The organism is Chromobacterium sp. Ag138, from assembly GCF_055181315.1.
In genome coordinates, this window is record NZ_JBUPWA010000001.1 from 1936874 (window position 1) to 1961811 (window position 24938).

The 24938-nt window shown below is 66.5% G+C and carries 32 protein-coding genes; 18 read left to right on the plus strand and 14 right to left on the minus strand.

The window, feature by feature from the left end; genetic code table 11:
* Nucleotides 1-89: 89 nt before the first annotated feature.
* Nucleotides 90-434 carry a CidA/LrgA family protein gene (locus tag ACY3GB_RS08785; RefSeq protein ID WP_463088400.1) on the minus strand — a complete coding sequence of 115 codons (345 nt, stop codon included), beginning with the start codon at nt 432-434 and terminating at the stop codon, nt 90-92.
* A gap of 94 nt (nt 435-528) precedes the next feature.
* Between ACY3GB_RS08785 and ACY3GB_RS08790 the strand changes: the two genes are divergently transcribed.
* The 3 genes from ACY3GB_RS08790 (at nt 529) to ACY3GB_RS08800 (ending at nt 2294) form a co-directional block, all read left to right on the plus strand.
* The gene (locus ACY3GB_RS08790) at nt 529-1062 is read left to right on the plus strand and encodes a chorismate--pyruvate lyase family protein (RefSeq protein WP_463088401.1); all 534 of its coding nucleotides are present in this window, start codon (nt 529-531) and stop codon (nt 1060-1062) included.
* Nucleotides 1059-1934: a 4-hydroxybenzoate octaprenyltransferase gene (ubiA, locus tag ACY3GB_RS08795; RefSeq protein ID WP_463088402.1), complete on the plus strand. Its 876-nt coding sequence runs from the start codon at nt 1059-1061 to the stop codon at nt 1932-1934. Before ACY3GB_RS08790 ends, ubiA begins: the two co-directional genes overlap by 4 nt.
* A gap of 159 nt (nt 1935-2093) precedes the next feature.
* Nucleotides 2094-2294: a hypothetical protein gene (locus ACY3GB_RS08800; RefSeq protein ID WP_021476637.1), complete on the plus strand. Its 201-nt coding sequence runs from the start codon at nt 2094-2096 to the stop codon at nt 2292-2294.
* A gap of 62 nt (nt 2295-2356) precedes the next feature.
* On the opposite strand, the gene ACY3GB_RS08805 is transcribed toward ACY3GB_RS08800, so the two are convergent.
* The 5 genes from ACY3GB_RS08805 to hda form a co-directional block, all read right to left on the minus strand.
* Complete coding sequence (locus tag ACY3GB_RS08805; protein WP_463088403.1) at nt 2357-2803, minus strand: hypothetical protein; 447 nt, start codon at nt 2801-2803, stop codon at nt 2357-2359.
* Complete coding sequence (locus ACY3GB_RS08810) at nt 2800-3735, minus strand: Nudix family hydrolase (protein WP_463088404.1); 936 nt, start codon at nt 3733-3735, stop codon at nt 2800-2802. The genes ACY3GB_RS08805 and ACY3GB_RS08810 overlap by 4 nt, the downstream gene beginning before the upstream one ends.
* Before the next feature lie 35 nt (nt 3736-3770).
* Nucleotides 3771-4646: an ATP-binding protein gene (locus ACY3GB_RS08815; RefSeq protein WP_463090929.1), complete on the minus strand. Its 876-nt coding sequence runs from the start codon at nt 4644-4646 to the stop codon at nt 3771-3773.
* Between the two features lie 124 nt (nt 4647-4770).
* A complete protein-coding gene (locus tag ACY3GB_RS08820; protein ID WP_463088405.1) occupies nt 4771-5463 on the minus strand; it encodes a histidinol-phosphatase in 693 nt (230 codons plus the stop codon).
* Nucleotides 5460-6134 carry a DnaA regulatory inactivator Hda gene (gene hda / locus ACY3GB_RS08825; RefSeq protein ID WP_011137161.1) on the minus strand — a complete coding sequence of 225 codons (675 nt, stop codon included), beginning with the start codon at nt 6132-6134 and terminating at the stop codon, nt 5460-5462. Before hda ends, ACY3GB_RS08820 begins: the two co-directional genes overlap by 4 nt.
* A gap of 16 nt (nt 6135-6150) precedes the next feature.
* On the opposite strand from hda, the gene ACY3GB_RS08830 reads away from it, so the two are divergent.
* The 11 genes from ACY3GB_RS08830 (at nt 6151) to ACY3GB_RS08880 (ending at nt 15649) form a co-directional block, all read left to right on the plus strand.
* Entirely contained in the window at nt 6151-6336 is a 186-nt protein-coding gene (locus ACY3GB_RS08830) for a hypothetical protein (RefSeq protein WP_463088406.1), read from the plus strand.
* 38 nt (nt 6337-6374) lie between these two features.
* A complete protein-coding gene (gene purM / locus ACY3GB_RS08835) occupies nt 6375-7412 on the plus strand; it encodes a phosphoribosylformylglycinamidine cyclo-ligase (protein ID WP_463088407.1) in 1038 nt (345 codons plus the stop codon).
* A 130-nt stretch (nt 7413-7542) separates the two neighbouring features.
* Complete coding sequence (purN, locus tag ACY3GB_RS08840) at nt 7543-8184, plus strand: phosphoribosylglycinamide formyltransferase (protein ID WP_463088408.1); 642 nt, start codon at nt 7543-7545, stop codon at nt 8182-8184.
* On the plus strand, nt 8185-9321 hold the full coding sequence (locus ACY3GB_RS08845; protein WP_463088409.1) for a DUF3108 domain-containing protein: 1137 nt from the start codon (nt 8185-8187) through the stop codon (nt 9319-9321). It abuts the gene before it with no gap.
* On the plus strand, nt 9317-10570 hold the full coding sequence (locus ACY3GB_RS08850) for an RsmB/NOP family class I SAM-dependent RNA methyltransferase (RefSeq protein ID WP_463090930.1): 1254 nt from the start codon (nt 9317-9319) through the stop codon (nt 10568-10570). The genes ACY3GB_RS08845 and ACY3GB_RS08850 overlap by 5 nt, the downstream gene beginning before the upstream one ends.
* A gap of 137 nt (nt 10571-10707) precedes the next feature.
* Nucleotides 10708-12075 carry a chloride channel protein gene (locus ACY3GB_RS08855; RefSeq protein ID WP_463088410.1) on the plus strand — a complete coding sequence of 456 codons (1368 nt, stop codon included), beginning with the start codon at nt 10708-10710 and terminating at the stop codon, nt 12073-12075.
* Between the two features lie 68 nt (nt 12076-12143).
* Nucleotides 12144-12455 (plus strand): Grx4 family monothiol glutaredoxin, encoded by a 312-nt coding sequence (gene grxD, locus ACY3GB_RS08860; protein ID WP_046157362.1) that lies wholly within the window; start codon nt 12144-12146, stop codon nt 12453-12455.
* A 166-nt stretch (nt 12456-12621) separates the two neighbouring features.
* The gene (gene upp, locus ACY3GB_RS08865; RefSeq protein ID WP_463088411.1) at nt 12622-13254 is read left to right on the plus strand and encodes a uracil phosphoribosyltransferase; all 633 of its coding nucleotides are present in this window, start codon (nt 12622-12624) and stop codon (nt 13252-13254) included.
* Nucleotides 13255-13329: 75 nt separating this feature from the next.
* The gene (locus tag ACY3GB_RS08870) at nt 13330-13971 is read left to right on the plus strand and encodes a hypothetical protein (protein WP_463088412.1); all 642 of its coding nucleotides are present in this window, start codon (nt 13330-13332) and stop codon (nt 13969-13971) included.
* A 42-nt stretch (nt 13972-14013) separates the two neighbouring features.
* Complete coding sequence (locus ACY3GB_RS08875) at nt 14014-15258, plus strand: uracil-xanthine permease family protein (protein WP_463090931.1); 1245 nt, start codon at nt 14014-14016, stop codon at nt 15256-15258.
* A 217-nt stretch (nt 15259-15475) separates the two neighbouring features.
* Nucleotides 15476-15649, plus strand: coding sequence for a hypothetical protein (locus tag ACY3GB_RS08880; protein ID WP_221663587.1), 174 nt, complete (start codon nt 15476-15478; stop codon nt 15647-15649).
* Nucleotides 15650-15687: 38 nt separating this feature from the next.
* On the opposite strand, the gene ACY3GB_RS08885 is transcribed toward ACY3GB_RS08880, so the two are convergent.
* Nucleotides 15688-16587, minus strand: coding sequence for a LysR family transcriptional regulator (locus tag ACY3GB_RS08885; RefSeq protein WP_463088413.1), 900 nt, complete (start codon nt 16585-16587; stop codon nt 15688-15690).
* A 177-nt stretch (nt 16588-16764) separates the two neighbouring features.
* On the opposite strand from ACY3GB_RS08885, the gene ACY3GB_RS08890 reads away from it, so the two are divergent.
* The gene (locus tag ACY3GB_RS08890) at nt 16765-16929 is read left to right on the plus strand and encodes a hypothetical protein (protein ID WP_463088414.1); all 165 of its coding nucleotides are present in this window, start codon (nt 16765-16767) and stop codon (nt 16927-16929) included.
* 65 nt (nt 16930-16994) lie between these two features.
* On the opposite strand, the gene ACY3GB_RS08895 is transcribed toward ACY3GB_RS08890, so the two are convergent.
* The 4 genes from ACY3GB_RS08895 to ACY3GB_RS08910 all read right to left on the minus strand — a co-directional run bounded on the left by ACY3GB_RS08895 (nt 16995) and on the right by ACY3GB_RS08910 (nt 19377).
* Nucleotides 16995-17504 (minus strand): GNAT family N-acetyltransferase, encoded by a 510-nt coding sequence (locus tag ACY3GB_RS08895; protein WP_463088415.1) that lies wholly within the window; start codon nt 17502-17504, stop codon nt 16995-16997.
* Nucleotides 17501-18004 (minus strand): GNAT family N-acetyltransferase, encoded by a 504-nt coding sequence (locus ACY3GB_RS08900; protein ID WP_463088416.1) that lies wholly within the window; start codon nt 18002-18004, stop codon nt 17501-17503. The genes ACY3GB_RS08895 and ACY3GB_RS08900 overlap by 4 nt, the downstream gene beginning before the upstream one ends.
* Nucleotides 18001-18516 (minus strand): GNAT family N-acetyltransferase, encoded by a 516-nt coding sequence (locus ACY3GB_RS08905; RefSeq protein ID WP_463088417.1) that lies wholly within the window; start codon nt 18514-18516, stop codon nt 18001-18003. Before ACY3GB_RS08905 ends, ACY3GB_RS08900 begins: the two co-directional genes overlap by 4 nt.
* 117 nt (nt 18517-18633) lie before the next feature.
* Nucleotides 18634-19377: a helix-turn-helix transcriptional regulator gene (locus tag ACY3GB_RS08910; RefSeq protein WP_463088418.1), complete on the minus strand. Its 744-nt coding sequence runs from the start codon at nt 19375-19377 to the stop codon at nt 18634-18636.
* 95 nt (nt 19378-19472) lie between these two features.
* On the opposite strand from ACY3GB_RS08910, the gene ACY3GB_RS08915 reads away from it, so the two are divergent.
* Both ACY3GB_RS08915 and ACY3GB_RS08920 read left to right on the plus strand, forming a co-directional pair.
* Nucleotides 19473-19802: a DUF7709 family protein gene (locus tag ACY3GB_RS08915; protein ID WP_463088419.1), complete on the plus strand. Its 330-nt coding sequence runs from the start codon at nt 19473-19475 to the stop codon at nt 19800-19802.
* 77 nt (nt 19803-19879) lie between these two features.
* Nucleotides 19880-20431, plus strand: coding sequence for a hydrolase (locus tag ACY3GB_RS08920; RefSeq protein WP_463088420.1), 552 nt, complete (start codon nt 19880-19882; stop codon nt 20429-20431).
* A gap of 93 nt (nt 20432-20524) precedes the next feature.
* Here the strand turns inward: ACY3GB_RS08920 and ACY3GB_RS08925 are convergent, their stop codons facing one another.
* Nucleotides 20525-21940, minus strand: coding sequence for an alanine/glycine:cation symporter family protein (locus ACY3GB_RS08925; RefSeq protein WP_463088421.1), 1416 nt, complete (start codon nt 21938-21940; stop codon nt 20525-20527).
* 425 nt (nt 21941-22365) lie between these two features.
* Here ACY3GB_RS08925 and ACY3GB_RS08930 point away from each other — a divergent pair, with 425 nt between their 5' ends.
* Nucleotides 22366-23094 (plus strand): substrate-binding periplasmic protein, encoded by a 729-nt coding sequence (locus ACY3GB_RS08930; protein ID WP_463088422.1) that lies wholly within the window; start codon nt 22366-22368, stop codon nt 23092-23094.
* A 3-nt stretch (nt 23095-23097) separates the two neighbouring features.
* Here ACY3GB_RS08930 and ugpQ read toward each other — a convergent pair whose 3' ends face one another.
* Together ugpQ and ACY3GB_RS08940 are read right to left on the minus strand one after the other, a co-directional pair.
* Nucleotides 23098-23850 carry a glycerophosphodiester phosphodiesterase gene (gene ugpQ, locus ACY3GB_RS08935; RefSeq protein WP_463088423.1) on the minus strand — a complete coding sequence of 251 codons (753 nt, stop codon included), beginning with the start codon at nt 23848-23850 and terminating at the stop codon, nt 23098-23100.
* Nucleotides 23813-24925, minus strand: coding sequence for a sn-glycerol-3-phosphate import ATP-binding protein UgpC (locus ACY3GB_RS08940; protein WP_463088424.1), 1113 nt, complete (start codon nt 24923-24925; stop codon nt 23813-23815). The genes ugpQ and ACY3GB_RS08940 overlap by 38 nt, the downstream gene beginning before the upstream one ends.
* Nucleotides 24926-24938: the final 13 nt, after the last annotated feature.

The following is a 24938-nucleotide window of genomic DNA, read 5'->3' on the forward strand; positions in this document are numbered from 1 at the left end:
GGGGCGGGGGCCCCCCCCCCCCCCCCCCAGCCGGTAGGCCAGCAAGGTGACGAACACGCCGGTCAGCGGCGAATCCAGCCAGGCCGCCGTCAATGCCGCCTCCCGCGCAGCAGCAGTTTCAGGACCAGCCCGGTGGCCAACAGCGTGGCCAGCGAGGACGCCAGCATGATCAGCGCCAGCTGCCAGCCGTGCGCGCGCAGCATCGGCGCGTAGGCCAGCAGCGCGCCGCCGGCCGGGATGAACAGCAGCGACATGTGGCCAAGGAAACGCGGCGTCTCGCGCTGCAAGGTCTCCGGCGCCGAGCGGCGCAGCCACAATGTGGCGAACAGCAGCAGCAAGCCCATCACCGGGCCCGGCATCGGCCAGCCCATCCAGCGCACCAGCGCCTCTCCGGCCAGCTGGTAGCCCAGCAGCCACAACAGCAGATCCAGCATATGCCCTCCCGTCCAACGCGCTGCCAGCATGATAACGGCAAGTCTGCGCGCCGGGTACCGCCGCAGGCGACAAGCCCCCGCGGCTTTTGGCATAATGCGCGCCATGGTAAACGATGCCCTGTGGCGCGCCGCGCCCCCCGCCCTGTCCGACTCCCTTCTGGACTGCCTGACCGAGCCCGCCTCGCTGAGCCTGCGGCTGCAGGCCGGCGGCCGCCGCTTCGCGGTGGCCGTGCTGAGCCAGGGCGAGGACCGCGTCCAGGCCGACGAGGCCGAAGCGCTGGATCTGGCAGAAGGCGAGCCGGTATACGCCCGCCACGTGCTGCTGACCCTGGATGGCTCGCCGGTGGTGTTCGCCCGCAGCGCCGCCCGTCCCGACTGCCCGGCCTGGCTGCCGGTGCTGCGGCGCGGCAGCCGCTCCCTGGGCCTGACGCTGTTCGGCGAACTGCCCGAGCTCGTCCGCGAGCCGCTGCGCTACGCGCGGCTGGCCGACGGCCATCCGCTGGCCGCCGCCGCCGGCCGGGTCCAGCCGGCGGCCGGCTATCCGGCTCGCCGCTGCCGATTCCTGCTGGGCGGCTCGCCGTTGCTGCTGACCGAGCTGTTCCTGCCCGCCTTGGAGGATTTCCTGTGATCTCGATCGCCGCCGTCCGCGACCGCTACGAAAACTACCGGCAGCTGATGCGCTGGGACAAGCCTATCGGCACCCTGCTGCTGCTGTGGCCGACGCTGTGGGCGCTGTGGATCGCCACCCATGGCGCGCCCCACCTGTCCATCATCGCCATCTTCTGCCTGGGCACTTTCCTGATGCGCTCGGCCGGCTGCGTGATCAACGATTACGCCGACCGCGACTACGACGCCCACGTCGCGCGCACCAGCCAGCGCCCGTTCGCCCGCGGCGCGGTCAGCAAGAAGGAGGCGCTGCTGCTGGCCGCCCTGCTGGCCATCCTGTCTTTCCTGCTGGTGCTGCCGCTGAACGATCTGACCAAGCTCCTGAGCGTGCCGGCGGTGCTGATCGCGGCCAGCTATCCGTTCACCAAGCGCTTCTTCCCGATGCCGCAGGCCTATCTGGGCGTGGCGTTCTCCTTCGGCATCCCGATGGGCTTCGCCGCCGAAACCGGCGAGGTGCCGCTGCTCGCCTGGCTGCTGCTGCTGGCCAATCTGTTCTGGGTGGTGGCCTACGACACCGCCTACGCCATCGCCGACAAGCCGGACGACCTGAAGATCGGCATCAAGACCTCGGCCATCACCATGGGCGACTACGACGTCGCGGGCGTGATGCTGTGCCACGCCGCCTTCCTGGCCCTGATGTGCGGCATCGGCGTCCACCTGGAGCTGGCCTGGCCCTACTACCTGGGCCTCGCCGCCGCCGTCGGCCTGATCGCGCAGCAATACCGCGAGATCAAGGACCGCGACCGCGCCAAGTGCTTCAAAGCCTTTCTCGACAACAACCGCGTCGGCGCGGCGGTGTTCGCCGGCGTGGCGCTGAGCTACTGGCTGGGCTGACCGACTGGCCCATATGCCATTTACAATAAATTACGCATCCGTCAGCATAATGGGATGAACTTCGCCAGCCGGCGCGGCTCATAGCAAGGCCGGGCTCCCGCCCGGCGCCATAGCTTGGCTTTCCAATACCAATAAGCGACTTCCTGGAAGGTGAATACCATGAAAAAACTGCTGACCGCTCTGATCGCTGCCGCTTTCGCCACTTCCGCCTTCGCCGCGCCGGCCGCTTCCGCCCCGGCCGCCGAGAAGAAAATGGAACACAAGGCCGAGCACAAGAAGCACCACAAGAAAAAAGCGCACAAGAAACACGCCTCCGGCGCCGCGCATCAAAAACACAAGGCAGCCTCCGCCGCCAAGTAAACCGCCCCAGGCGCGAAAAAGCTCCCGAAAGGGAGCTTTTTTCATTGGACCGGCCAACTCCTTCAGCGCACGCGGAACGGCAGCAGATACGCCGCCTGGCCCGCCTTCACCTCCACCTGCCAGTCGCGGCTGCCGCTGACGCACATCGGCAGGATCGCCCTGGCCTTCCATCCCTCGCCGTCGCGAACGAAGGTATAGCGGTTGAAGCCCATGTCCATGTCCGGCATCGTGAAGTCGGCGGTCGGCGCCGCCTCCGCCGCCTCCGCCGCCACCCCGTCCAGCCGGATCTCGAAGGGCTGGCCGTGGGACGGCCGGGCGGAAAAACGCAGCGCGCCGCCGCCCGGCAGCGCGCAGGCGCCGCGCTCGATGTCGCATGACAAGGTCCGCGCCGCCGGCGCGGCCGGCTGCCTGTTATGCAGATACCAATAGTAGATCAGGCCGAATTTTACGGCGCCGAAGGCCAGCAAAGCCGCGCCCAGGATCAGCAGCTTGCGCTGCTTGGCCGTCATCGCCACGCCCCCCGCATCAGCGCCACGCCGTGGGCGCCGCGCAGGCGGGCCAGATCCAGATCCTCGACGCTCATGCCGCCCAGGGCGTACACCGGCAGCGGCACCCCGTCGGCCAGGCAGGCGGCGAAACCGTCCCAGCCCAGCAGCGCCGCGCCGGGATGCGTGACGGTGGGCGCCACCGGGCTCAACAGCGCGTAGTCGAGCCCCAGCTCGCCGGCGCGCGCCAACTCGTCCGCGCCGTGTATCGACGCGCCTACCCAGTCGAACGCCGGCCGCTCCGTCAGCGCGGCCAGGCGCGCGCCGGTCAGATGCACGCCGTCCACCGGCCAGCCGGCGAGCCAGGCCGGATCGGCGTTGACCACCAGCTTGCCGCCGCGCGGACGGACGATGGCGGCGGCGCGGGCGACGAAATCGGCCAGTTGCTCGCGCCCCATCTGATGCTCGCGCACCTGCACCATGCCCCATTCGCGCTCGGCCAGCCGCGCCAGCTGCGCCTCGACGCCGATCTCGGCGGCGCAGGTGATCGCATAGCAGGCCGGCAGCTCCAGCGATTTCAATATCGGCCCGTTGGCAGGCAACATCGGCCCCACCGTGTAGCGGCCCGGCCGCTGCCAGGCGAAGGACTGCGCCTCGCGCGGCTGCGGCTCGCCCTGCCAGTCCCAGATGCGGAAAAAGCGCAGGTGGACCGAGGCGTGCTCGTAATGGTGGATCTTGGTCAGCCACGGCGTCGCGGCGGTGACGATGATGCCCATTTCCTCGTGAAACTCGCGCTTCAATGCCTCCAGCGGCGTTTCGCCCGGCTCCACCTTGCCGCCGGGAAACTCCCAGTAACCGGCGTAAGGCTTGCCCTCGGGGCGGCTGCCCAGCATGAAACTGCCGTCCGGCCGCATCAGCGCGCCGGCCACCACCTCTATGATTTTGTCGCTCGTCATGTCTTCAATCTGTGTATGGGCGCATGCCGCCCGGGTCATTTCCTGCCGGCCTGCTTGGCCAGCTTCTGGCTGCCGGCCCAATGGCAGGCGAACTGCCAGGCCACCCGGCCGGAGCGGCTGCCGCGCGACAAGCTCCATTGCAGCGCCGCGCGTTCGGCCTTGTCGCCGCATTTCAGGCCGAAATGGCCCAGCCATGCCTTGACCGCCGCCAGGTAGGCATCCTGGTCGAACGGGTAGAACGACAGCCACAGGCCGAAACGGTCGGACAGCGACACCTTCTCCTCCACCGCCTCGCCGGGGTGGATCTCGCCGTCATGCATCCAGCCCTCGCGGTTCTCGCTCATCTGCTCCGGCAGCAAGTGGCGGCGGTTGGATGTCGCGTACACCAGCAGATTGTCGCAGCGGCGCGAGAGGCCGCCGTCCAGCGCGCTCTTCAGCGCCTTGTAGCCGGCGTCGCCGTTCTCGAACGACAGGTCGTCGCAAAACAGGATGAAACGCTCCCGCCGCCCGGCCAGCAGCTCCACCAGTTGCGGCAGGTCGGCCAGATGCTCGCGGTCGATCTCGATCAGGCGCAGGCCGTCGCGGCCGAACTCGGGCAGCAGCGCCTTCACCAGCGACGACTTGCCGGTTCCGCGCGCGCCGGTCAGCAGCACATTGTTGGCCGGCAGGCCTTCGATGAACTGGCGGGTATTGGCCAGCAGCTGCTCGCGCTGGGCGTCCACGCTGGCCAGCCGGCCCATCTCCACCGAATGCGGCTCATGCACCGCTTCCAGCCAGCCGGCCAGCCCCTGGCGGTGCCAGCGGAAGGCTTGCGCGCTCCAATCCGGCTCGCGCCGCGGCGGCGGCAGCATCGGTTCCAGCCGGGACAGCACCGCCTCGGCGCGGCGCAGAAAATCCTGCAGGGCGTCCATCATGCGTTCCTTTCTGCCGATAGGAAAACAGCCTGCCACGAAGGCGGCAGGCTGTTAAAACTCGAGATACGCGACTGACAAGACGCCTGAAGCCACGCGGCATCGGGCGTCTTGTCCGACGCGGTCAGTCTCTTAAAGAAATCACCGGCCAGCCATGCTCCTCGGCGTAAGCCCGCAGCTTGTCGTCGGCATCCACCGCCACCGGATTGTCCACCAGCTTCATCAGCGGCAGGTCGTTGTGCGAGTCGCTGTAGAAGAAACTCTCGGCATAGCTGTCCCAGCTCTCGCCGCGCTCCGCCAGCCACTGCTCGATGCGGGTGATCTTGCCTTCCTTGAAGCTCAATACGCCGGTCGGGCGGCCGGTGTAGTTGCCGTCATCGTCCTGCTCCAGCTCGATCGCGATCAGGTGCTCGACGCCCAGCTCGCGGGCGATCGGCCCGGTGATGAAGCGGTTGGTCGCGGTGATGATGACGATCTGGTCGCCCTCGGCGCGGTGGGCGGCCAGGCGCTCGCGCGCCTTGTTGGGGATCAGCGGCTTGATGTGGTTTTCCAGGTAATCGGCGTGCAGCTCATCCAGCTGATGGCGCGAAAAGCGCGTCAGCGGCGCCAGGATGAACGCCAGGTACTCGTTCATGTCCAGCGTGCCGTTCTGGTACTGGCGGTAGAAATAGCTGTTGCGCTCGTCGTACTGGGCGGCGTCCAGAATGCCGCGCTTGATCAGGAAGCGCGGCCATTCGAAATCGGAGTCGCCGGCGATCAGAGTGTGGTCGAGGTCGAACAGGGCGAGCCTGCGTTTGGCGGGGGTGGCTGTCGTCATGATTCCGGGGTGGCGGTTTGCAAAACGTTTTTCACCAGCGGCACGGTGATCGGGCGCCTCAGCGCCAGCGAATAGCGATCCAGCATGTCTATCATCGAGATCAGGCTGGTCAGGTCGCGCCTCCAGTGGGTGAGCAGGTAGCGGTAGACGTCGTCGGGTATCGACAGCTGGCGGTTGGCGGCGTGGCTGCGCAAGGCGGCTAGCTTGTCGTCGTCGGACAAGGCTTTCACCTCCAGCACCAGGCCCCAGCCCAGGCGGGTGCGCAGATCGTCGCGCACCGACAGCGCCACCGGCGGCTTGCGCCCGGCCATCAAGAGCCGCCCCTCCCCGCCCTCCTTCAAGGAGTTGTAGAAGGAGAACAGCATGATCTGGTCGTCCGGCGCCAGGTCGTCGACGTGGTCCACCGCGATGAAGCTGGCTTCGCGCGCGAAGTCCGGCAAGTGGTCGCCCTTGCCGTCCAGATAGATGGCGGCGCGGCCCAGCCGCTCGGCGTGGGCGATCCAGGCCTGCAGCAGATGGGTTTTGCCGCAACCGGGCTCGCCCCACAGATATATGAAGCGTTCGCCTTCGGTGGCGGTCAGTGCGGTGATCACTTCACGGTTGCGCTCGGCCAGGAAGTTGTCGAAGGCCGGCAGCGGCGTGGGCGTGAGATCGAGTACGAGCTGGTCCAAAGTTTGCGGTGCTGCGTTGCGTGCTGACATCAATGAATACGATTTTACGACGATACGGCCCGCCGTTGGAACCGCCATTTTCCCGGACAAGATTGATGACATCGGCAAATCGAGGCCGCAAAGGAAAAAGCCTGTCCGCCGCATCAGCCTTTTTGCCGATTTTCAGTTAAAATACAGTGCTTTCGCACCGGCGAAAGCTTGATGTAAAAATATTTCAAGTTTGCAGAAAGCGAGATCATCTTGAACACCACGTCCCTCAGTTACCGTGATGCCGGCGTAGACATCGACGCCGGCGACGCGCTGGTCGAAAACATCAAGCCTTTTGCCAAGCGCACCATGCGCCCGGAAGTCCTCGGCGGCATCGGCGGTTTCGGCGCACTGGTGGAAATCTCCAAGAAGTACAAGGAGCCGGTGCTGGTTTCCGGCACCGACGGCGTGGGCACCAAGCTCAAGCTGGCTTTCGACTGGAACCGCCATGACACCGTCGGCATCGATCTGGTGGCGATGAGCGTCAACGACATCCTGGTGCAGGGCGCCGAGCCGCTGTTCTTCCTCGACTACTTCGCCTGCGGCAAGCTGGACGTGGCCCAGGCCACCGAGGTGATCAAGGGCGTCGCCGCCGGCTGCGAACAGGCCGGCTGCGCGCTGACCGGCGGCGAAACCGCCGAGATGCCGGGCATGTACCCGGCCGGCGAATACGACCTGGCCGGCTTCGCCGTCGGCGTGGTGGAAAAGAGCAAGGTGATCAGCGGCCGCAACATCGCCGCCGGCGACGTTGTGCTGGGCCTGGCCTCCAACGGCGTGCACTCCAACGGCTACAGCCTGGTGCGCAAGATCATCGACCGCGCGCAGCCGGACCTGGACGCGCCATTCGACGGCGACAAGACGCTGCGCGACGCGGTGATCGCCCCGACCCGCATCTACGTGAAGCCGCTGCTGAAGCTGATGGAGACGCTGCCGGTCAAGGGCATGGCCCACATCACCGGCGGCGGCATCACCGAGAACACGCCGCGCGTGCTGCCGGACAACACCGTCGCCCAGATCGACGCCGCCAGCTGGCAGCTGCCCAAGCTGTTCCAGTGGCTGCAGCGCGAAGGCAATGTGGACATCCAGGAGATGTACCGCACCTTCAACTGCGGCATCGGCATGGTGGTGGTGGTGGCGCCGGAACACGCCGAGCAGGCGATGGCGCTGCTGCGCGAAGCCGGCGAAACCGTCTACCGCATCGGCCAGGTGCGCGAGCGCGTGGGCGACGAGCACCAGACCCAGATCGGCTGAGGCGAAACCCGCCGCCACACCGCGCGCCGCTGGCTCTGCCGGCGGCGCTTGTCGTTTATCGCCGGGCGGATGGAACCAAGCCAGCGCAATCGCAACGAACAGGAATGGCAAGCCATTCCGGACAAGAGCCATGAAAAACATCGTCATCCTGATTTCCGGCCGCGGCTCCAATATGCAGGCCATAGTCGACGCCGGCATTCCAGGCGCCCGCGTCGCGGCGGTGATCGCCAACCGCCCGGACGCGGCCGGCCTGGCCTGGGCGGCCGAGCGCGGCATCGCCACGGCGGCGCTGGACCACAAGGCCTACCCCAGCCGCGAGGCCTTCGACGCCGCGCTGGCCGAGGCCATCGACGCCCATGCGCCGGATCTGGTGGTGCTGGCCGGCTTCATGCGCATCCTGACCGAAGGCTTCACCCGCCGCTACGAAGGCCGGATGCTGAACATCCACCCGTCGCTGCTGCCGGCCTTCCCCGGCCTGCATACCCATGAGCGGGCATTGGAAATGGGCTGCAAACTGGCCGGATGCACGGTACACTTCGTCACCGCCGAGCTGGACCACGGCCCCATCGTCGCCCAGGGCGCGGTCAGCGTGCTGGACGGCGACACGCCGGACAGCCTGGCCGCGCGCGTGCTGAAACTGGAACACCAGCTGTACCCGGAAGCGGTGCGCCGCTTCGCCGCCGGCGAGATCGCCGTCGTGGACGGCAAGGTGGCCAGCGGCCCGGGGGCCGCCGCCAGCCTGCTGTCGCCCGTACCCTCAAGCAAGGCCTAAATGACCCGTCGCCGTCTGCTGCTGATCGCTCTTGTCCTGTCTCTGCTGCTGCACCTCGCGTTGCTCGGCTCCGACTTGCTGCCCGCGATCAGCGCGCCGCCGGCGGACGAGCCCAAGCTCGAGAAGATAGACGTCAAGATGCAGGCGATGCGGCTGGACGAGACGCCGCCGCCGCGCGATCCGGCGGCGGCCGGCGTCAGCCTGCAGCCGGCTGAGACGGCGAAGCCAAAACCGAAACCCAAGCCCAAGCCGGCCCGCAAGCGCGAAGCCTCGAAGCCGGCGGAGCAAGCCAAAACGGCAGCCTCGGCCCCGGCGGCCAAAACCGCCTCGGCGCCCCAAGCCAGTTCCGAACCCGCGGCGGAAGCCTCGCGGCAAGCAGCGGCGGAACAGCCGTCCAGCGCGCCGGCCGCGGAGAGCGCGCCGCGCGAGAACGGCGCGGACAAGGCCGGCCTTATCCACCCGGACGCGCCGTTGCGGCAATTCCCCGCCGCCGCCAAGATCCGCTACCAGGGCTACTGGAACAACGCGATGCTCGGCTTCGGCGACCTGGACTGGCAGCGAAGCCAGGGCCATTACCAGCTGGACATCACGGTCAGCCCTTTCATCGGCCCCAAGCTGCGCTATCTTGCACTAGGGACGATAGGCAAGTCCGGGCTGCGGCCGGACAGCATGCAGTCGTTCCGCGGCGGCGACCTGAAAGAGTCGGCGCGCTTCGACTACGGCGCCGGACTGTTGCGCTACGGCAGCAGCGAAGACAAGCAGCTGCCGCTGAAGCCCGGCGCGCAGGACGCGTTCAGCCTGGCTTTCCAGCTAGCGTTGAAGGGGGGCGATCTGGGCCATGCGCCGATACAGATCACCACCGCCAAGAAGGTATACGAATACCCGATGGCGCCGAACGGCGCCTTCGACTATGACACCGGCGCCGGCAAGATGCGCGTGATCGTGTTCCGCGCCCAGGGCGACGGAGACTTCACCGAATTTTGGCTGGCCCCGGATTTCGCCAACTTGCCGGTGCGCATCATCCGCGCCGACAAGGACAAGCGGATCGAACTGAAAGCGATCCGCGTGGATGTGAACGGCAAGCGGCAGTGGGAACTGCCGCCGCAACCGACGATACGGAACAAAAATGCACATTAGCCATAGCCAACTGAAACACCTGGAAACCGTCATCGGCCAGATGACCCGCTTCGACCGTCCTGCCGACGCCGTGCTGTCCGCCTATTTCCGCGAACACAACAAGCTGGGCAGCGCCGACCGCCACCTGATCGCCGAAACCGCGTTCGGCGCGCTGCGCCGCCTGATCCAGCTGCGCGCGCTGATCGCGCCGGAAAAGGCCACGCCGCGCCGCCTGGCGCTGGTGGCGCTGATGAAGTTCAACAAGCTGAACGTCAAGGAACTGTCCGAGGCCACCAGCGCCGGCGAGCGCGAATGGCTGGGCACGGTCAAGGGCAAGACGCTGGAAGACAGCCTGGAGATCCGCGCAGAGCTGCCGCAATGGGTGATCGAGCGCCTGGGCGAACAGGAGCCGGCTGCGGTGGAAGCGCTGGGCCAGGGCCTGATGTCGATGGCGCCGCTGGACCTGCGCGTCAACACCCTGAAGATGAAGCGCGAAGAGCTGCTGGACCGCCTGAACGCCGACGGCATCGCCTGCGAAGCCACGCCGTACTCGCCGCTGGGCATCCGTCTGAAAGACAAGCCCGCGCTGTCCAGGCACGAGCTGTTCAAGTCCGGCGCTTTCGAGGTGCAGGACGAGGGCAGCCAGTTGCTGGGCCTGATCACCGGCGCCCGCCGCGGCGAAATGGTGGTGGACTTCTGCGCCGGCGCCGGCGGCAAGACGCTGCTTTTGGGCGCGCAGATGTCATCCAGCGGCCGCCTGTACGCGTTTGATGTTTCCGAGAAGCGTCTGGCCAACTTCAAGCCGCGCCAGGCCCGCTCCGGCCTGTCCAACGTGCACCCGCAGCTGCTGGCTCACGAGAACGACGCCAAGGTGAAGCGCCTGGCCGGCAAGGCCGACCGCGTGCTGGTGGACGCGCCCTGCTCCGGCCTCGGCACCCTGCGCCGCAACCCGGACCTGAAATTCCGCCAGAGCCCGGACAGCGTGGCCGAGCTGAACGCCAAGCAGGCGTCCATCCTCGCCTCCGCCGCGCGGCTGGTGAAGAGCGGCGGCCGCCTGGTCTACGCCACCTGCAGCCTGCTGCCGCAGGAGAACCAGGCCATCGTCGAAGCCTTCCTGGCCGAGCATGCCGACTTCAGGCTGGTGAAGGTGGACGAAGTGCTGGCCGAGCAGAAGATCCCGCTGCAATGCGGCGACTACCTGGAGCTGAAACCGCATCTGCATAACACCGACGGCTTCTTCGCCGCGGTGCTGGAACGCAGCCCGGCCTAAGCGAAACAAGGCAGTAAGCAGCGGCCCGCTTGCCAAGCGCAAGCGGGCCGCGCTCGTATTCGAGGCAGGTTCGGAGTATATTAGACAAAAATGATTTAAAAATCGGCACGCCGTGCCGCCCAGGAGCCATCCACCCGATGCAGGATCACCTACCCCGCCGTTCCAGGCGCCAGCGCGTCAACCGCCGCCTGCGCTATCTCTACCTGTCCGCCGCGCAATGGCGGCGCCAGGTTCCGGTCTGGATCGCGGCCATCCTGATCGGCCTGGTGGCTTACGTCTTCGCCCAGGGCAGCCACTGGTCGCACGACCTGTTCTTCAAGGCCTACGACGCGTCGCCCTTTTGGAGCCTGCTGATCACCCCGGCCGGCCTGGCGCTGGCGATCTGGATCATGCATCGCTTCTTCCCCAGCTCTGCCGGCGGCGGCATTCCGCAGTCCATCGCGGCGCTGGAGCCCCGCATGCACAAGCTGCGCGAATACTGCTTCACGCTGAAAGCCGCCTTCGGCAAGGTGCTGCTGACGCTGATCGGCATCAGCTCCGGCGCCACCTTCGGCTATGAAGGCCCCATCGTCCAGGTGGGCGCGGCGATCAAGTACTCTCTCAACCGCAAGGCCGCGCAGCGCCACGACGGCGCCGCGCGCAGCTTCATCCTGGCCGGCGCCGCCGCCGGCGTGGCCGCGGCCTTCAACGCGCCGCTGGCCGGCATCGTGTTCGCCATCGAGGAAATGGGCCGCACTTTCGACATGCGCGCCAGCTCCACCATCCTGTTGTCGGTGATCGTCGCCGGCCTCACCACTTTCGCCATCAACGGCAACTACAACTACTTCGGCATCGTCCACGTGGCGATGGACAGCAAGCAGGCCTGGCTGGCCATTCCCGTCTGCGGCGTCGTCGGCGGCCTGATCGGCGGCCTCGCCTGCCGCGTGCTGCTGGCGCTGTCGCAACGGCTGCCCGGCCCGCTGCACGGCTGGCGCATCCGCTATCCGGTGCGCTTCGCCGCCGGCTGCGGCCTGGCGCTGGCGGTGATCGGCATCGTCAGCCACGGCAGCACCTTCGGCACCGGCTACTTCCGCGCCCGCGACATCATCGAAGGCCACGGCGCGGCGCTGCAGGACTACGGCGTCTTGAAGCTGATCAGCATGTTCGTCAGCCACATCAGCGCGGTGCCCGGCGGCATGTTCGCGCCGTCGCTGGCCGTCGGCGCCGGTTTCGGCCTCAATATGTCGCAGCTGATGCCTTTCCTGCCGCAAACCATGGTGGTGCTGCTGGGCATGGTGGGCTTCTTCGCCGGCATGACGCGGGCGCCGATGACCGGCTTCGTCATCGTGATGGAGATGACCGACACCTCCGGCATGATCATCCCGCTGATGGCCACCGCGCTGGCGGCGGCGTCGGTGTCGCGGCTGGTGACCCGGCGCGCGCTGTACGAGGGCCAGGTGCGGCTGTTCCTGCCGCAGTGGCAGGCCGGGGCCGGCCAAATTGACCAGCCTGCCGCCCGCACGTAAAATAACTTATTGAAATGATCGGGTATTTCCGGCGGAAATAGCGCCGGCCAACAGCAAGGATTCAAGACATGTCGATTCAACAAGATATCCAGCAAACCGTCGCCGACAACTCGGTGGTGCTGTTCATGAAGGGTTCCGCCCAGTTCCCGCAGTGCGGCTTTTCCTCGCGCGCGGTGCAGATTCTGAAGGCCTGTGGCGTGGAAAACTTCCTGACCGTGGACGTGCTGCGCGATCCCGACATCCGCCAGGGCGTCAAGGATTTCTCCAACTGGCCGACCATCCCCCAGCTGTACGTGAAGGGCGAATTCGTCGGCGGTTCGGACATCATGTACGAAATGTTCCAGAACGGCGAACTGCAGGATCTGCTCAAAGACCTGTAAGCTTTTCCAGCAACCCGGCTCCGGCCGGTTTTTGCGTTTTGGAGGCCATCCGCGTTAGAATGATGCCCCATACCATCCACGGCAGCCTTGCGGCTGCCGCTGTCATATGTATTGAAAGCTGTTTGCCCCCCGGCAAGCAGCTTTTTGCCAAGGTAGGGAGCCGAAATTGAACATCACCATCGTTGATCATCCGCTGGTACAGCACAAGCTGGGACTCTTGCGCGAAGCCGACACCAGCACCATGAAGTTCCGTCAGCTGACCCAGGAGCTGGCCCGCCTGCTCGCCTACGAAGCCACCCGCGATTTCGAGCTGGAAGCCGTCACCATCGACGGCTGGTGCGGTAAGATCGACGTCAAGCAGATCAAGGGCAAGAAAGTCACCGTGGTGCCCATCCTGCGCGCCGGCATCGGCATGCTGGACGGCGTGCTCGACCTGGTGCCCTCGGCCAAGATCAGCGTGGTGGGCCTGGCCCGCAACGAAGAAACGCTGGAGCCGGTATCCTACTTTGAAAAATTCGTCGGCAACCTGGACGAGCGCATCGCCATCATCATCGACCCGATGCTGGCCACCGGCGGCTCGCTGGTCGCCACCATCGACCTCCTGAAGCGCAACGGCTGCAAAACCATCAAGGCCGTGGTGATGGTGGCCGCGCCGGAAGGCGTGAAGATCGTCAACGACGCCCACCCGGACGTGCAGCTCTACGCCGCCTCGCTGGACAGCCACCTGAACGAGCACGGCTACATCATTCCCGGCCTCGGCGACGCCGGCGACAAGATCTTCGGCACCAAGCAGACCTGATCGCCATGCGCCCAATCAGCCGCCCGTTGCTTCCGCAGCCGGCGGCTTTTTTGCAAGCCAGCAAGGATGAACGCCATGGATGACCGCTACGCCGCGATAGACGCAGACTTCCTCGCCCGCTTCCCCGGCGGCTTTCAGGACCCGGACTGGCAGACGCTGGCGCGCAGGCACAAAAGCTACGCCAAAGCCGAGGCGCTGTGCCAGCGCGAGCTGACCCGCGGCAAGCTGGACGCGGCGCTGGCCAGCGGCAAGCTGGCCGACGCCACCCACGCCTGCCGCCAGATCATCTCGCTGGCCACCACCGTCAGCACCTTCGAGAAGATCGCCTTTCGCAACTACATGGACAACCGCGACCTGAACCTGCCCTTCGTGCAGGCCTTGCGCGACGTGCTGCATGATTTCGGGCCGGACAGTTTCGCCGCCTATGCGGACACGCTGGCGATGGCGCGGATGGATCCCAAGGCCAACGCGGCCAAATGGCCGATCGTCAGCTGTTTCCTGGCCTGCTTCGATCCGCAGCGCCACGTCTGCATCAAGCCGACAACGGTGAAGAAAGTGGCGGCGCGGCTGGGCGTGGACATCCATTACCAGGCCAAGCCCAACTACGAATGCTATCAAGCGGTGCAGCGGATGGTGCTGGACTTCCGCCGCCACAGCAGCGTGGCGGCCGAGGCGGACAATGTGCTGGCGCAGGCGGTGATGTATTGCGCAGTCTGAGCGTTTCAAGATTACAAAACGACAATTAAGCAAGGAAGAATGATGCTTCAACAACTCAAGCTGGCGGTGTCCGGCGCCCAGATCCTGTTCGTCGCCTTCGGCGCGCTGGTGCTGGTGCCGCTGCTCACCGGCCTGAATCCGGCGATGGCGCTGCTGGGTGCCGGCCTGGGCACCCTGCTGTTCCAGGCCGCTACCTCCCGCCAGGTGCCGATTTTCCTCGGTTCCTCCTTCGCCTTCATCGGCCCCATCATCTACTCGATGCACACCTGGGGCCCGGGCGCGACCATGTTCGGCCTGTTCGCCGCCGGCTTCATGTACTTCGTGTTCGCCGCCGTCGTGCGCTGGCGCGGCATGGCGCTGGTCAACAAGCTGCTGCCGCCGGTGGTGATCGGCCCGGTGATCATGATCATCGGCCTGTCGGTCGCCACCGCGGCCTCCGGCATGGCGATGGGCCAGGCCGGCGGCAAGCAGGTGCTGCCGTACGAAACCTCGCTGCTGCTGGCCGCCATCTCGCTGGCCACCACCATCGTGGTGTCCATCTACGCCCGCGGCATGTTCAAGCTGGTGCCCATCCTGGCCGGCGTCGTCGTCGGCTACATCGCCGCCGCCTTCCTCGGCGCGGTGGACTTCGCCAAGCTGGCCGCCGCGCCGTGGCTTGCCTACCCGACGTTCCACAGTCCGGAAGTCAACTGGGCGGCCGCGGCCTTCATGCTGCCGGTGGCCATCGCCCCGGCCATCGAGCACATCGGCGGCGTGATGGCCATCGGCGGCGTCACCGGCAAGGACTACACCAAGACGCCCGGCCTGCACCGCACGCTGGCCGGCGACGGCCTGGGCGTGTGCGTGGCCGGCCTGATCGGCGGCCCGCCGGTGACCACCTACGCCGAAGTGACCGGCGCGGTGATGATCACCCGCAACTTCAACCCGGTGACCATGACCTGGGCGGCGGTGTTCGCCATCTTCATGGCCTTCTTCGGCAAGTTCAACGCGCTGCTGCAATCCATCCCGATGCCGGTGATGGGCGGCATCATGGTGCTGCTGTTCGGCACCATCGCCTCCATCGGTCTGAAGACGCTGATCGAAGCCAAGGTCGACCTGATGGAGCCGCGCAATCTGGTGATCATCTCGGTGGTGCTGACTGCCGGCATCGGCGGCCTGACGCTGAAGCTGGGCGATTTCGCGCTGTCCGGCGTCGGCCTGTGTTCCTTGCTGGCCATCCTGCTGAACCTGATTTTGCCGCGCCAGGCGGCCAGCCACGACGGCATCGTCGAGGGGCAGGACATCTAGCGCCATCTGAACACGTCAACATAAACTATTGGATTTAAAAATCTTTTACAACTGGGCGCACGTCAACGTGCCTGACAAGGTCTACACTGCAAATCAGCGCCGCGACACGATGCCGCGGCGCGGTAGACCGTAGCCAAACTGCTGCCCTGCAACAGCATCGCCAGCCCACAGCGGCTTGACGCGGCCTGATTCCCAGCCAAGAACAAGGAAGAAAGCCATGTTGAAAACCCTAGTTGTCACCGCTCTCGCGCTTTTGACGCTTTCCGGCTCCGTCATGGCCGGAGACGGCCTGTCCGTGATGTGGGCGATGCGCGGCAGGATGGACGCCCAGCTGCACGGACAGCCTGCGCCGATGATTCCGCAGAACAACTCCATCCCGTCCAACGGTTGAACCCTGGTCCCGCCGCCGCCGTCCCGGCGGCGGCGTTGTCAGATATAAAGCTCTCCCTGCGCCACCGCCAGCTCCAGCCGCTGGATGAACCACTGCATCGCCCGTCCCGGCTGTTCCTGCTTCCAGGCGAAGCACATCGGCGGAAAACTGCCGCTCTCCTCCTCCGCCTTCTCCACCAGCTCGCCGCTGTCCAGATGCGCCCGCACATGCGAACGCGGCAGGTGGCCGGTGCCGAGGCCTGCGACGATGGCCTTCAATTTGGCCTGGCTGCTGTGCACGGTCAGCACCTGCTGTCCTTCCAGCAGCCCGCCGGTCCTCGCCGGCAGGCGGCGCGAGGTATCGCCCACCGCCACTGCCCGATAGCGCCGCAGCGCGTGCGGCGGCACCGGCTCCGGTTCGGCGGCCAGCGGATGGCCGGCCGCTGCCACCAGCACGAAATCGTAATCGCCGATGTCGCGGGTGAAGTAATCCCCCGGCGGCGGCTGGTTGGGCGCGCCTATCACCAGGTCGGCGCGGTCGTCGTACAATGCATCCCAGATGCCGCCGAAGCTTTCGCGGATGAAATGCAGCCGGGTATCCGACTGCAGCCGGTCGAAATCGGCGATGGTCGGCAACAGTTGCTCGAAGCCGACCAGGTCGCCGACCACGATGCGCAGCCTATCCTCCCAGCCCTGCGCCTGCTTGCTGACCCTGAGTTCCAGCTGGCGCGCCGCGTCCAGCAGGTGGCGGCCGTCCTTCAGCAGCCGCTCGCCGGCCGGCGTCAGCCGCGCGCGGTGGCCGCTGCGATCGTAGATGGCCACGCCCAGGCCCTGTTCCAGCTTCTGCACGGTATAGGTCAAGGCCGACGGCACTTTGAACAGCGCCTCGGCCGCCGCGGCGAAGCTGCCGTGCTGTTCGATCGCATCCAGCACCTGAATCGCTTCCAGAGTCAGTTTCATCGCCACACCTAATTCAAATTTTTTGAATTTATTGTTCGGTTCTTTCCGATTTTATCGCGGAAGCGTCGGCAATAGAATGGTCTCCGTAACAAGAAGCCAGCGATACTCGAAATAAGACATCAATATTTTTGATGCATAAGCGAAAGCTGGCAATCCACACACTGAAAGGAAACCACCATGCTGAAGCAAACCGCCATCGCCGCCCTGTCCCTGATCCTGCTGTCCGGCGCCGCCATCGCCGGCGAAGGCTACGACAACATGAAGTCCATGCGCGACCGCATGGACGCCCAACTGCAAGGCCAATCCCAGCAAGTGCAGCAACAGGCTCCGGCGCAGAAGTAATCACCGCCTGCCGACAAGAAAAAAGCGCCGCGGACCAGAAGGTCCACGGCGTTTTTTATTTCATCTCAGGCTCGGTCGCCGCGCAAACGGCCCATCAGCAAGGCATCGTGATAAGCGCCGTTGCGGAAGGAGTGCGCGCGCAACCGCCCCTCCTCGACAAAGCCGAAGCGGCGGTACAGCGCCTGCGCCGCCAGGTTGTCGGGGTAGACCGTCAATTCGATCCGCTCGAAGCCTATCCAGTTGTCGGCCAGGTCCAGCAAGGCCGCCATCAGCAGCTTGCCGACGCCGCGCCCCTGCCAGCCGAGATGGACGTTGATGCCAAGGCCGGCGATGTGCGACAGGCGCTCATCGTCGAAGCGCCACAATCCGGCGCTGCCGACCACCTTGCCCTCCGCTGCCTCGCAGACCAGTTGATAGCGCCCCGGCGCCAGCAAATGCTCCACCCTGGCGGCCATTCTGGATGAGGACGGATAAGGCAGCTGCAAAGTGTTGCCGTATACCGAGGCGTCGGCGGCCAGCTCGCGCAGATCGGCCGCGTCGCCCGGCTCCAGGTGGCGGATTCTGAATTCGCTCATGCGCCCTCCCGCAGCCGCGCCATCGCCAGCACGTCATGGTAGGCGCCGTCGCGCAGCGCATAGGCCCGCATCCTGGCTTCCTCGACGAAGCCGAACTTGCGGTACAGACGCTGGGCGCGGGCATTGTCGGCGAACACCGTCAGCTCGACGCGGCGCAGGCCCAGCCAGTCGTCGGCCTGCTCCAGCGCCGCCGCCATCAGCAGCGAGCCTATGCCCTGGCCATGCAGGCCGGCGTCGACGCCGATGCCCAGCTCCGCCGCGCGCAGCAGACGCTCGCGCGCGGATGGGATCAACGCCGCCCAGCCTCGCGCCCGGTCGTCGCGGTCGACCGCCACCAGCACGATCCTGCGGCGCTCGTGCTTTTGCAGCCACTCGCGCCGCTTGCTCAAGGCCGGCCAGGGCAGGCCCAGCATGGCGCCGAACACCGCCGGGTCGCTGAACATCGCGTTCAAGGCCTCGGCGTCGGACGGTTCCGCATGGCGGATTCGATAGTCGCTCATGCTTCAGCCCTCCCCGGCCAGCGCAGGCGGCCCATCACCAGCACATCCTCCAGCTTGCCGGCGCGCAATTGCTCCTGGCGCAGCCGGCCCTCGTACTCGAAGCCGAATTTCTCGTACAGGGCGATGGCGCGGGCATTGTCGTGAATCACCTTCAGCTCGATGCGGATCAGGCCCAGCCAGTTGTCGGCCAGATCGACGACGGCGCGCATCAAGGCCCCGCCGACGCCCTTGCCCTGCCAATCGTCGCGCACGACCAGGAACAGGTCGGCGCTGTGGCGCACCCGCATGCCCTCGTTGACGATCAGTCCGGCCGAGCCCACCACCTCGCCATCGGCACAGGCCACCAGATGATGGATGTTGGCCGGCTGCTCGTTCAGCTGCTTCTCGGTGACGGACAGGGGCTGGTGCGGCAACTGCAAAGTATCGGGATAAACGCCCGGCGCGGTCTTGATGCGGTGGATGGCGGCGGCGTCGGACGGCTCGACCGAACGGATCAGGTAGGACTGGGACATGATGGTCTCCTGGGAGCCATGGCGGGCATGGCACTAAGTTGATGGACACAGGCGGGATCGCCGCCAGGTCCGGCAAACCATCATGCCAAATAACTTTTGTGCATTGCAATATAATTTTTATGCAGACAAGAAATGCCCCGGCGTCTCGCCGAAACAGCGGCGGAAGGCGACGATGAAGGCGCTGCTGCCGGCATAGCCCAGCTCCGCCGCGCAGTAACTGACCGACCGCCCCTCGGCTAGCAGCGCCCTGGCCCGCAGCATGCGCAGCCGCTCGCGCCACTCGGCGACGCCCATGCCGGTTTCGGCGCGGAAATGGCGGATCAGGCTGCGCCGCGACATGCCGACATGGCCGGCCCAGCGCGCCAGGTCCCAATCCAGCGCCGGCTCGCGCAGCAATGCCTCCGCCAGCTTGCGCAGCGCCGGATGGCGCGGCCAGGCCAGGCTGGCGGGATAGGGCTCGGCCCAGGCCAGCTCGTCCGCCAGCACGCCGATCAGCCGCCGGGCGGCGTCCGCGCCGGCCTGTTCCGGCCAGGCGCCCAGTCGCAGGAACACGCCCTGCAGCAGCGGCGAGGCGCGCCATACGCGCAAGACCGGCGGCAAGGCCGGCAGCAGGGCGGCGTCCAATTGCAGGCTCCAGCCGCGCAACTCGCCATGATAATGCGCGCCATGCGGCATGCCCGGCGGAATCCAGCCGACGCAGCCGCCGGGGAGCAGGATACGCCGGCCATCCGCCTCCAGCTCCAGCGCGCCTTCGCTGGCCCAAGCCAGTTGCCCCTCGGCGTGGGCATGGCGCGCGGTATGGTCGCCGGCGCAGCGCCGCAGCGCCGCCGCCGTCAGTCCCGGCAGAATGGCTCGCTCCATATTGGCCCTTTATGGATATTTGTTGGCACTATATGGAAAGCAGGCCAATCCCGCCAGCGCGATACTGGGCGCTCATTCCACGCAAGGAGTCAGCCATGAAGCATGTACAACACACCGAAGCCCTGTCCGCGATTAACCGCAAAGTCATCGCCGACGGCGAGACGCTGCCGGCGGTGAAGCTGCGCGACGGCAGCACGGTGCAAACCGGCACCATCGCGGCGATGCTGGTCAACATTGCCGCCTACAACCAGGGCGAGCGCGGCGAAGTGGAGCGCCAGCTGGAGCTGGCGGTGCCGACGCTGTTCAAGGTGGGCCTGTTCGATCTGTTCCCGCCCGAAGAATGGCTCCGGGCGGGCAATCCCGGCCGCCAGCTGGTCGGCGAGATGGCGAGCCGCTGGCAGGCTGGCCAATCCGACAACACATAAGCATATTTCCGCGCCGCCCCGGCCCCTCCGCTTCGCTTTGGCGTTAAGCTGTAGCCTCGAATCGACAGGAGCGGAACATGCTGATGCAAAAACAGGAAGCCGGCCTCTTGGTGGTGGACATCCAGGACAAGCTGTTGCCGGCGGTGCATGATGCGGAAGGGCTGCTGGCGCGCAGCCGCTGGCTGATAGGCGTGGCGCGCGACCACGGCCTGCCCATCGTGTTTTCCGAGCAATACCCGCGTGGCCTGGGCGGCACCCTGGCCGCGCTGCGGGAGGCCGCGCCCGACGCGGAGACGGTCGACAAGCTGCATTTCTCCTGCGTGGCGGCCGCCTGCCTGCCGCCGGCGCTGATGGAAAAGAAGCAAATCATCGTCTGCGGCATGGAGGCCCATGTCTGCGTGCTGCAGACCGTGCTGCAGCTGCTGGCCGCCGGCAAGCGGGTCTTCGTCGTCGCCGACGCGATCTCCAGCCGCAAGCCCGCCGACATCGAGCTGGCGACGGCGCGGATGCGCGCGGCCGGCGCGGTCATCGTCAGCCGCGAGATGGTGCTGTTCGAGCTGCTGGAAAAATCGGGCGGCGACCATTTCAAGGCGATGAGCCAGCGCTACCTGCTGGGCGATCAGCCCTAGCGTCCGCTCGTGGACGGTCAAACGGCCCCAAACGCAAAAGCCCGCCGGAAACGGCGGGCTTGGCCATGGCAAGCGCGGATCGCGCCGGCGGGCTTACCAGATGCCCTTTTCCACCTTGCCGGCCAGTTCCGGATACTGGTCCGCCTTGAACACCGGCGCGGCGACGCCGGCTTTCAACTGGCGCTGGTAATCGCCCAGCACGGTGAAGAAATAGCGGGACAGCAGCACGATGGCCACCAGATTGATCAGCGCCATCAGACCCATCGCCAGGTCGGCCATGTCCCACACCAGCGGCAGGCTGGCCAGCGCGCCGAACAGCACCATGGCCAGCACCACCAGGCGGAAGCCCAGCAAGGCGCGCTTGTTGTTGCGGATGAACTCCACGTTGCCCTCGGCGTAGGCGTAATTGCCCAGGATGGACGAAAACGCGAACAGGAACATCGCCACCGCCAGGAAGGACACGCCTATCGGGCCGAACTGCGACTCGACGGCCTTCTGTGTCAGCGCCACGCCGCTCAGGCCCTGGTCGTGCACGCCGGACAGCAGGATGATGGCCGCGGTGGCGGTGCACACCACCATGGTGTCGATGAAGACGCCGAACATCTGGATCGCGCCCTGGCTGGCCGGATGCTTGGAAGTGGCGGTCGCGGCGGCATTCGGCGCCGAGCCCATGCCGGCCTCGTTGGAGAACAGGCCGCGCTTGATGCCCAGCATCATCGCCTGGCTGACCGCGTAGCCGGCCACGCCGCCGGCGGCCTGCTCCAGGCCCAGCGCGCTCTTGACGATCAAGACCACCAGGCCGGGCAACTCAGCCGCGTGGATGGCCAGCACATAGAAAGCCATCAGCAGATAGATCAGCGCCATCACCGGCACCAGCCATTCCGCCACCCGCGCCACCGAGCGCACACCGCCGAAGATCACCGGCGCGGTCAGCAGCACCAGGCCCACGCCCACCGCGTAGCGGTTCCAGCCCCAGGCGCCTTCCGTCGCCGCGACGATGGAGTTGGCCTGCACCGCGTTGAACACCAGGCCGAAGGCCAGGATCAGGCACAGCGCGAACAACACGCCCAGCCAGCGCAGGCCCAGGCCTTTCTGGATGTAGTAGGCGGGGCCGCCGCGGAAGGTGTCGTCGTGATGGCTGGTCTTGAACAGCTGGGCCAGCGTCGACTCGACGAAGGCGCTGGACATGCCGAGCAAGGCGGTCAGCCACATCCAGAACACCGCGCCGGGTCCGCCGGCGGCGATGGCGATGGCGACGCCGGCGATATTGCCGGTGCCCACCCGGCTGGCCAGCCCGGTGGCGAAGGCCTGGAACGGCGAGATGTCATTCTTGCTGACATGGCCGCCGCGGCCGCCCATCATTTCGCGCCAGCCGCGCGAGAACAGCCTCAGTTGCAGCAGGCCGGAACGCAGCGAGAAATACAGGCCCACGGCCAACAGCAGGGCGATCAGCACCTTGCCCCACAGCACGTCGTTGACGGCATTGATCAAAGAATGAAGCAACTCCATGGTTTTCCTTGTTGTCCTGAGCGTATCGGCGTCCCCGGCGCGAAGCCGCGGGACAGTCTCCCGGTCTGACGCCGGGTGGAATCATTGCGAGCGGCCGCAGGCCCCCCGTTTCATGCTGCGCCTAACAAAATGGAAGGACAGGCAGGCCGGCGGAGGGCCGCGCGCGGAATGGCTCGAGTGGGGGGAAAGTCACACTGGCAGGGATGTCAGCCGCATCATTCCGCCCTGGGCGGGCGGGAATGCGCAAAAATCTAGCAATAAAGTTCCCATGCTGACAATCAAAAATAAGTAAACGAATTGCAAACAGACCGTTTGGGAAATGTCTTCCGGGAAACGCTTGATCGCCATATCCAAATGCTAAGCTGAAGCATTCGGTCCGAATCCGGCCATCCGGATGGCCCGCCGACACAGGAATCGAGACGCGGATGAAATCCCTGCTCTGGTGCGCGCTGCTCTTGGCCGCCGCGGCCGCACTGGCCGCCGACAAGCGGCCCTGGCGGCTGGCGGCTGACGCCAATTTCGAGCCATACAGCTATCTGTCCGACGATATGGAGCCCCAAGGGCTGGACGTGGAGCTGGTCAGCGCGGTGATGCGCGAAACCGGCCAACCCTTTCGCATCAGCCTGCTGCCTTGGGAACGGGTGAAACAGCAACTGGTGCTGAAAGAGGCCGACGCCGGCTTTGTGTTCACCGGCACCGCGGAACGCCGCGCGCAATACGATCTGGTCGGCCCGCTGCGCAAGGGCCAGACGGTGTTCGTCGTCATGAAGCGCAACCCGCTGACGGATTGGCGCGGCCTGGCCGATCTCAAGCCCTATGTGATCGGCCAGGTGCGCGGCTACAGCTACGACACCGAATTCGACAAGGCCCCGCTCACCCGCGACGACCACGCCGGCTCGCCGCGCCAGCTGGTGGCGATGCTGCTGGCCGGCCGGGTGGATGTCATCATCGGCGACAAGGTGCAGCTGATGTACTTCATCCAGGAGCAAAGGGCCGCCGGCCTGGTGAAGGTGCTGCCCAGGCCGTTGGTGGAGATGCCGCGCTACGTGGCCTTCGCCAAGGGCGATCCGCGCGCGCGGCAGTTCGAGGCGGCGCTGAAACGGCTGCAGCAGAGCGGCGCGCTGCAGCCCATATTCCAGCGCTGGGCGCAGTGAGCGCTAGCCGCGCGCCGGCAACAGGTCCAGCCTGTCGGTGCACAGGCTGTCCACGCCCCAGCCCAGCAAGCGGCGGGCGTCGGCCGGATCGTTGACCGTGTAGCACAACAGCTGGTAGCCGGCGGCCTTGATGTCGCGCGCCAGCTGCTCGGTCAGGGCCTGGTGGTCGCAGTGCAGCGCCACGCAGTCCAGCTCGGCCAGGATGGCGCGCCAGTCGGCCGGAATCTCCTCGCACAGGAAGGCGCGCGGCAGCGCCGGCTCGGCGGCCTGGGCCGCGCGCAGCGCGTCGATCTCGAACGAAGAGAGCAAGGGCGGGGCCGACGCGCCGGCCCACAGCCGCGCGGCTTCTTGCGCCACCAGCCGGCCGGTTTCCTCGAAGCGCCCCGGGCAGGGCTTGATCTCGATATTCAGCAGCATGTCCTGCGCCAGGCAGCAGGCCGCCACATTGGCCAGCGTCGGCAATGCCTCGCCGGCGAAGGCCGCGCCTTTCCAGCCGCCAGCGTCCAGCAGGGACAACTCGGCCATGGTCTTGGCTTTTGCTGCGCCCTTGCCGTTGCTGGTGCGGTCCACGGTGTCGTCGTGCAGCAGGAAGCAGACATTGTCGGCCGACAGCTTCACGTCGCACTCGGCGGCGCGGTAGCCGTAGCGGATGCCCTCGCGGAAGCCGGCGACGGTGTTTTCCGGCGCCAGCGTGCCGCCGCCGCGGTGGGCGACGACCTCAGGATACGGCCAGGCTTGCTTGCGATGCTGCGGCATGCTCGATTCTCCTCTGTGTTTCCGCGTCGAACAGGTGCAGCGACTCGGCACGCACCGCCACTTCCAGCCGGCTGCCCGGCTCGGGCCGATGGCCATGCGCCAGCCGCGCCACCACGTTCTGCCCGGCCAGCAGGCCGTAGACATAATTGTCGGCGCCCAGCATCTCCAGGCTGTCCACCCGCAGGCTGAGCGTCTCGCCGCCCTCGCCCGCCGCGCGCAGATGCTCGGGGCGGATGCCGGCCTTCAGCCTGCGCCCCGCCAGCGCCGGATTGGCCGCCGGCAGCGCCAGCGACACGCCGTCGCCGAGCAATAGCCGCTCGCCGCGCTCGTCCGCCTGCGCGTCAAACAGATTCATCCCCGGCGAGCCCATGAAGGCGGCGACGAAGGCGGTGGCCGGCCGGTCGTAGATTTCGTCCGGCGCGCCGATCTGCTCGATATGGCCTTTGTTCAGCACGATCACGCGGTCGGCCAGCGTCATCGCCTCCACCTGATCGTGGGTGACATACAGGCTGGTGGTGGCCAGCCGGCGGTGCAGGCGCTGGATTTCCAGCCGCATCTGGCCGCGCAGCTTGGCGTCCAGGTTGGACAGCGGCTCGTCGAACAGGAACACCGCCGGCTCGCGCACGATGGCACGGCCCATCGCCACCCGCTGGCGCTGGCCGCCGGACAGCTCGCGCGGCTTGCGCTGCAACAGCTGCTCCAGCTCCAGCACCGCGGCCACTTTCAGCACCCGCTCCATGATCTCAACCTTCTTCAGGCCCTTGAGCTTGAGCGCGTAGCCCATGTTCTCCGCCACCGTCATGTGCGGATACAGCGCGTAGTTCTGGAACACCATCGCGATGTCGCGGTCCTTGGGCTCCAACTGGTTGACCAGGCGCTCGCCGATGCGGATCTCGCCGTCCTCGGTGCTCTCCAGCCCGGCCACCATCCGCAGCAGCGTGGATTTGCCGCAGCCGGACGGGCCGACGATGACCACGAACTCGCCGTCGGCGATCTCCGCCGAAATCTCTTCCAGTACCCGGCGCTCGGCGCCGGGATAGCGCTTGGCGATATTCTTCAGACTCAGTTTTGCCATCAGGCGCTCTTTC

Bases quoted from the DNA above. Each gene is read 5' to 3' on its own strand.
- ACY3GB_RS08815 (WP_463090929.1), bottom strand. From the start codon at position 4,646: ATGGACGCCCTGCAGGATTTTCTGCGCCGCGCCGAGGCGGTGCTGTCC.
- grxD (WP_046157362.1), top strand. From the start codon at position 12,144: ATGTCGATTCAACAAGATATCCAGCAAACCGTCGCCGACAACTCGGTG.
- ACY3GB_RS08905 (WP_463088417.1), bottom strand. From the start codon at position 18,516: ATGTCCCAGTCCTACCTGATCCGTTCGGTCGAGCCGTCCGACGCCGCC.
- ACY3GB_RS08930 (WP_463088422.1), top strand. From the start codon at position 22,366: ATGAAATCCCTGCTCTGGTGCGCGCTGCTCTTGGCCGCCGCGGCCGCA.
- ACY3GB_RS08910 (WP_463088418.1), bottom strand. From the start codon at position 19,377: ATGGAGCGAGCCATTCTGCCGGGACTGACGGCGGCGGCGCTGCGGCGC.
- ACY3GB_RS08870 (WP_463088412.1), top strand. From the start codon at position 13,330: ATGGATGACCGCTACGCCGCGATAGACGCAGACTTCCTCGCCCGCTTC.
- ugpQ (WP_463088423.1), bottom strand. From the start codon at position 23,850: ATGCCGCAGCATCGCAAGCAAGCCTGGCCGTATCCTGAGGTCGTCGCC.
- ACY3GB_RS08800 (WP_021476637.1), top strand. From the start codon at position 2,094: ATGAAAAAACTGCTGACCGCTCTGATCGCTGCCGCTTTCGCCACTTCC.
- ACY3GB_RS08885 (WP_463088413.1), bottom strand. From the start codon at position 16,587: ATGAAACTGACTCTGGAAGCGATTCAGGTGCTGGATGCGATCGAACAG.
- ACY3GB_RS08925 (WP_463088421.1), bottom strand. From the start codon at position 21,940: ATGGAGTTGCTTCATTCTTTGATCAATGCCGTCAACGACGTGCTGTGG.
- ACY3GB_RS08900 (WP_463088416.1), bottom strand. From the start codon at position 18,004: ATGAGCGACTATCGAATCCGCCATGCGGAACCGTCCGACGCCGAGGCC.
- ACY3GB_RS08805 (WP_463088403.1), bottom strand. From the start codon at position 2,803: ATGACGGCCAAGCAGCGCAAGCTGCTGATCCTGGGCGCGGCTTTGCTG.
- ACY3GB_RS08875 (WP_463090931.1), top strand. From the start codon at position 14,014: ATGCTTCAACAACTCAAGCTGGCGGTGTCCGGCGCCCAGATCCTGTTC.
- ACY3GB_RS08790 (WP_463088401.1), top strand. From the start codon at position 529: ATGCGCGCCATGGTAAACGATGCCCTGTGGCGCGCCGCGCCCCCCGCC.
- ACY3GB_RS08855 (WP_463088410.1), top strand. From the start codon at position 10,708: ATGCAGGATCACCTACCCCGCCGTTCCAGGCGCCAGCGCGTCAACCGC.
- ACY3GB_RS08810 (WP_463088404.1), bottom strand. From the start codon at position 3,735: ATGACGAGCGACAAAATCATAGAGGTGGTGGCCGGCGCGCTGATGCGG.
- ACY3GB_RS08940 (WP_463088424.1), bottom strand. From the start codon at position 24,925: ATGGCAAAACTGAGTCTGAAGAATATCGCCAAGCGCTATCCCGGCGCC.
- ACY3GB_RS08895 (WP_463088415.1), bottom strand. From the start codon at position 17,504: ATGAGCGAATTCAGAATCCGCCACCTGGAGCCGGGCGACGCGGCCGAT.
- ACY3GB_RS08785 (WP_463088400.1), bottom strand. From the start codon at position 434: ATGCTGGATCTGCTGTTGTGGCTGCTGGGCTACCAGCTGGCCGGAGAG.
- ACY3GB_RS08845 (WP_463088409.1), top strand. From the start codon at position 8,185: ATGACCCGTCGCCGTCTGCTGCTGATCGCTCTTGTCCTGTCTCTGCTG.
- ACY3GB_RS08890 (WP_463088414.1), top strand. From the start codon at position 16,765: ATGCTGAAGCAAACCGCCATCGCCGCCCTGTCCCTGATCCTGCTGTCC.
- ACY3GB_RS08820 (WP_463088405.1), bottom strand. From the start codon at position 5,463: ATGACGACAGCCACCCCCGCCAAACGCAGGCTCGCCCTGTTCGACCTC.
- ACY3GB_RS08920 (WP_463088420.1), top strand. From the start codon at position 19,880: ATGCTGATGCAAAAACAGGAAGCCGGCCTCTTGGTGGTGGACATCCAG.
- ACY3GB_RS08880 (WP_221663587.1), top strand. From the start codon at position 15,476: ATGTTGAAAACCCTAGTTGTCACCGCTCTCGCGCTTTTGACGCTTTCC.
- ACY3GB_RS08915 (WP_463088419.1), top strand. From the start codon at position 19,473: ATGAAGCATGTACAACACACCGAAGCCCTGTCCGCGATTAACCGCAAA.
- purN (WP_463088408.1), top strand. From the start codon at position 7,543: ATGAAAAACATCGTCATCCTGATTTCCGGCCGCGGCTCCAATATGCAG.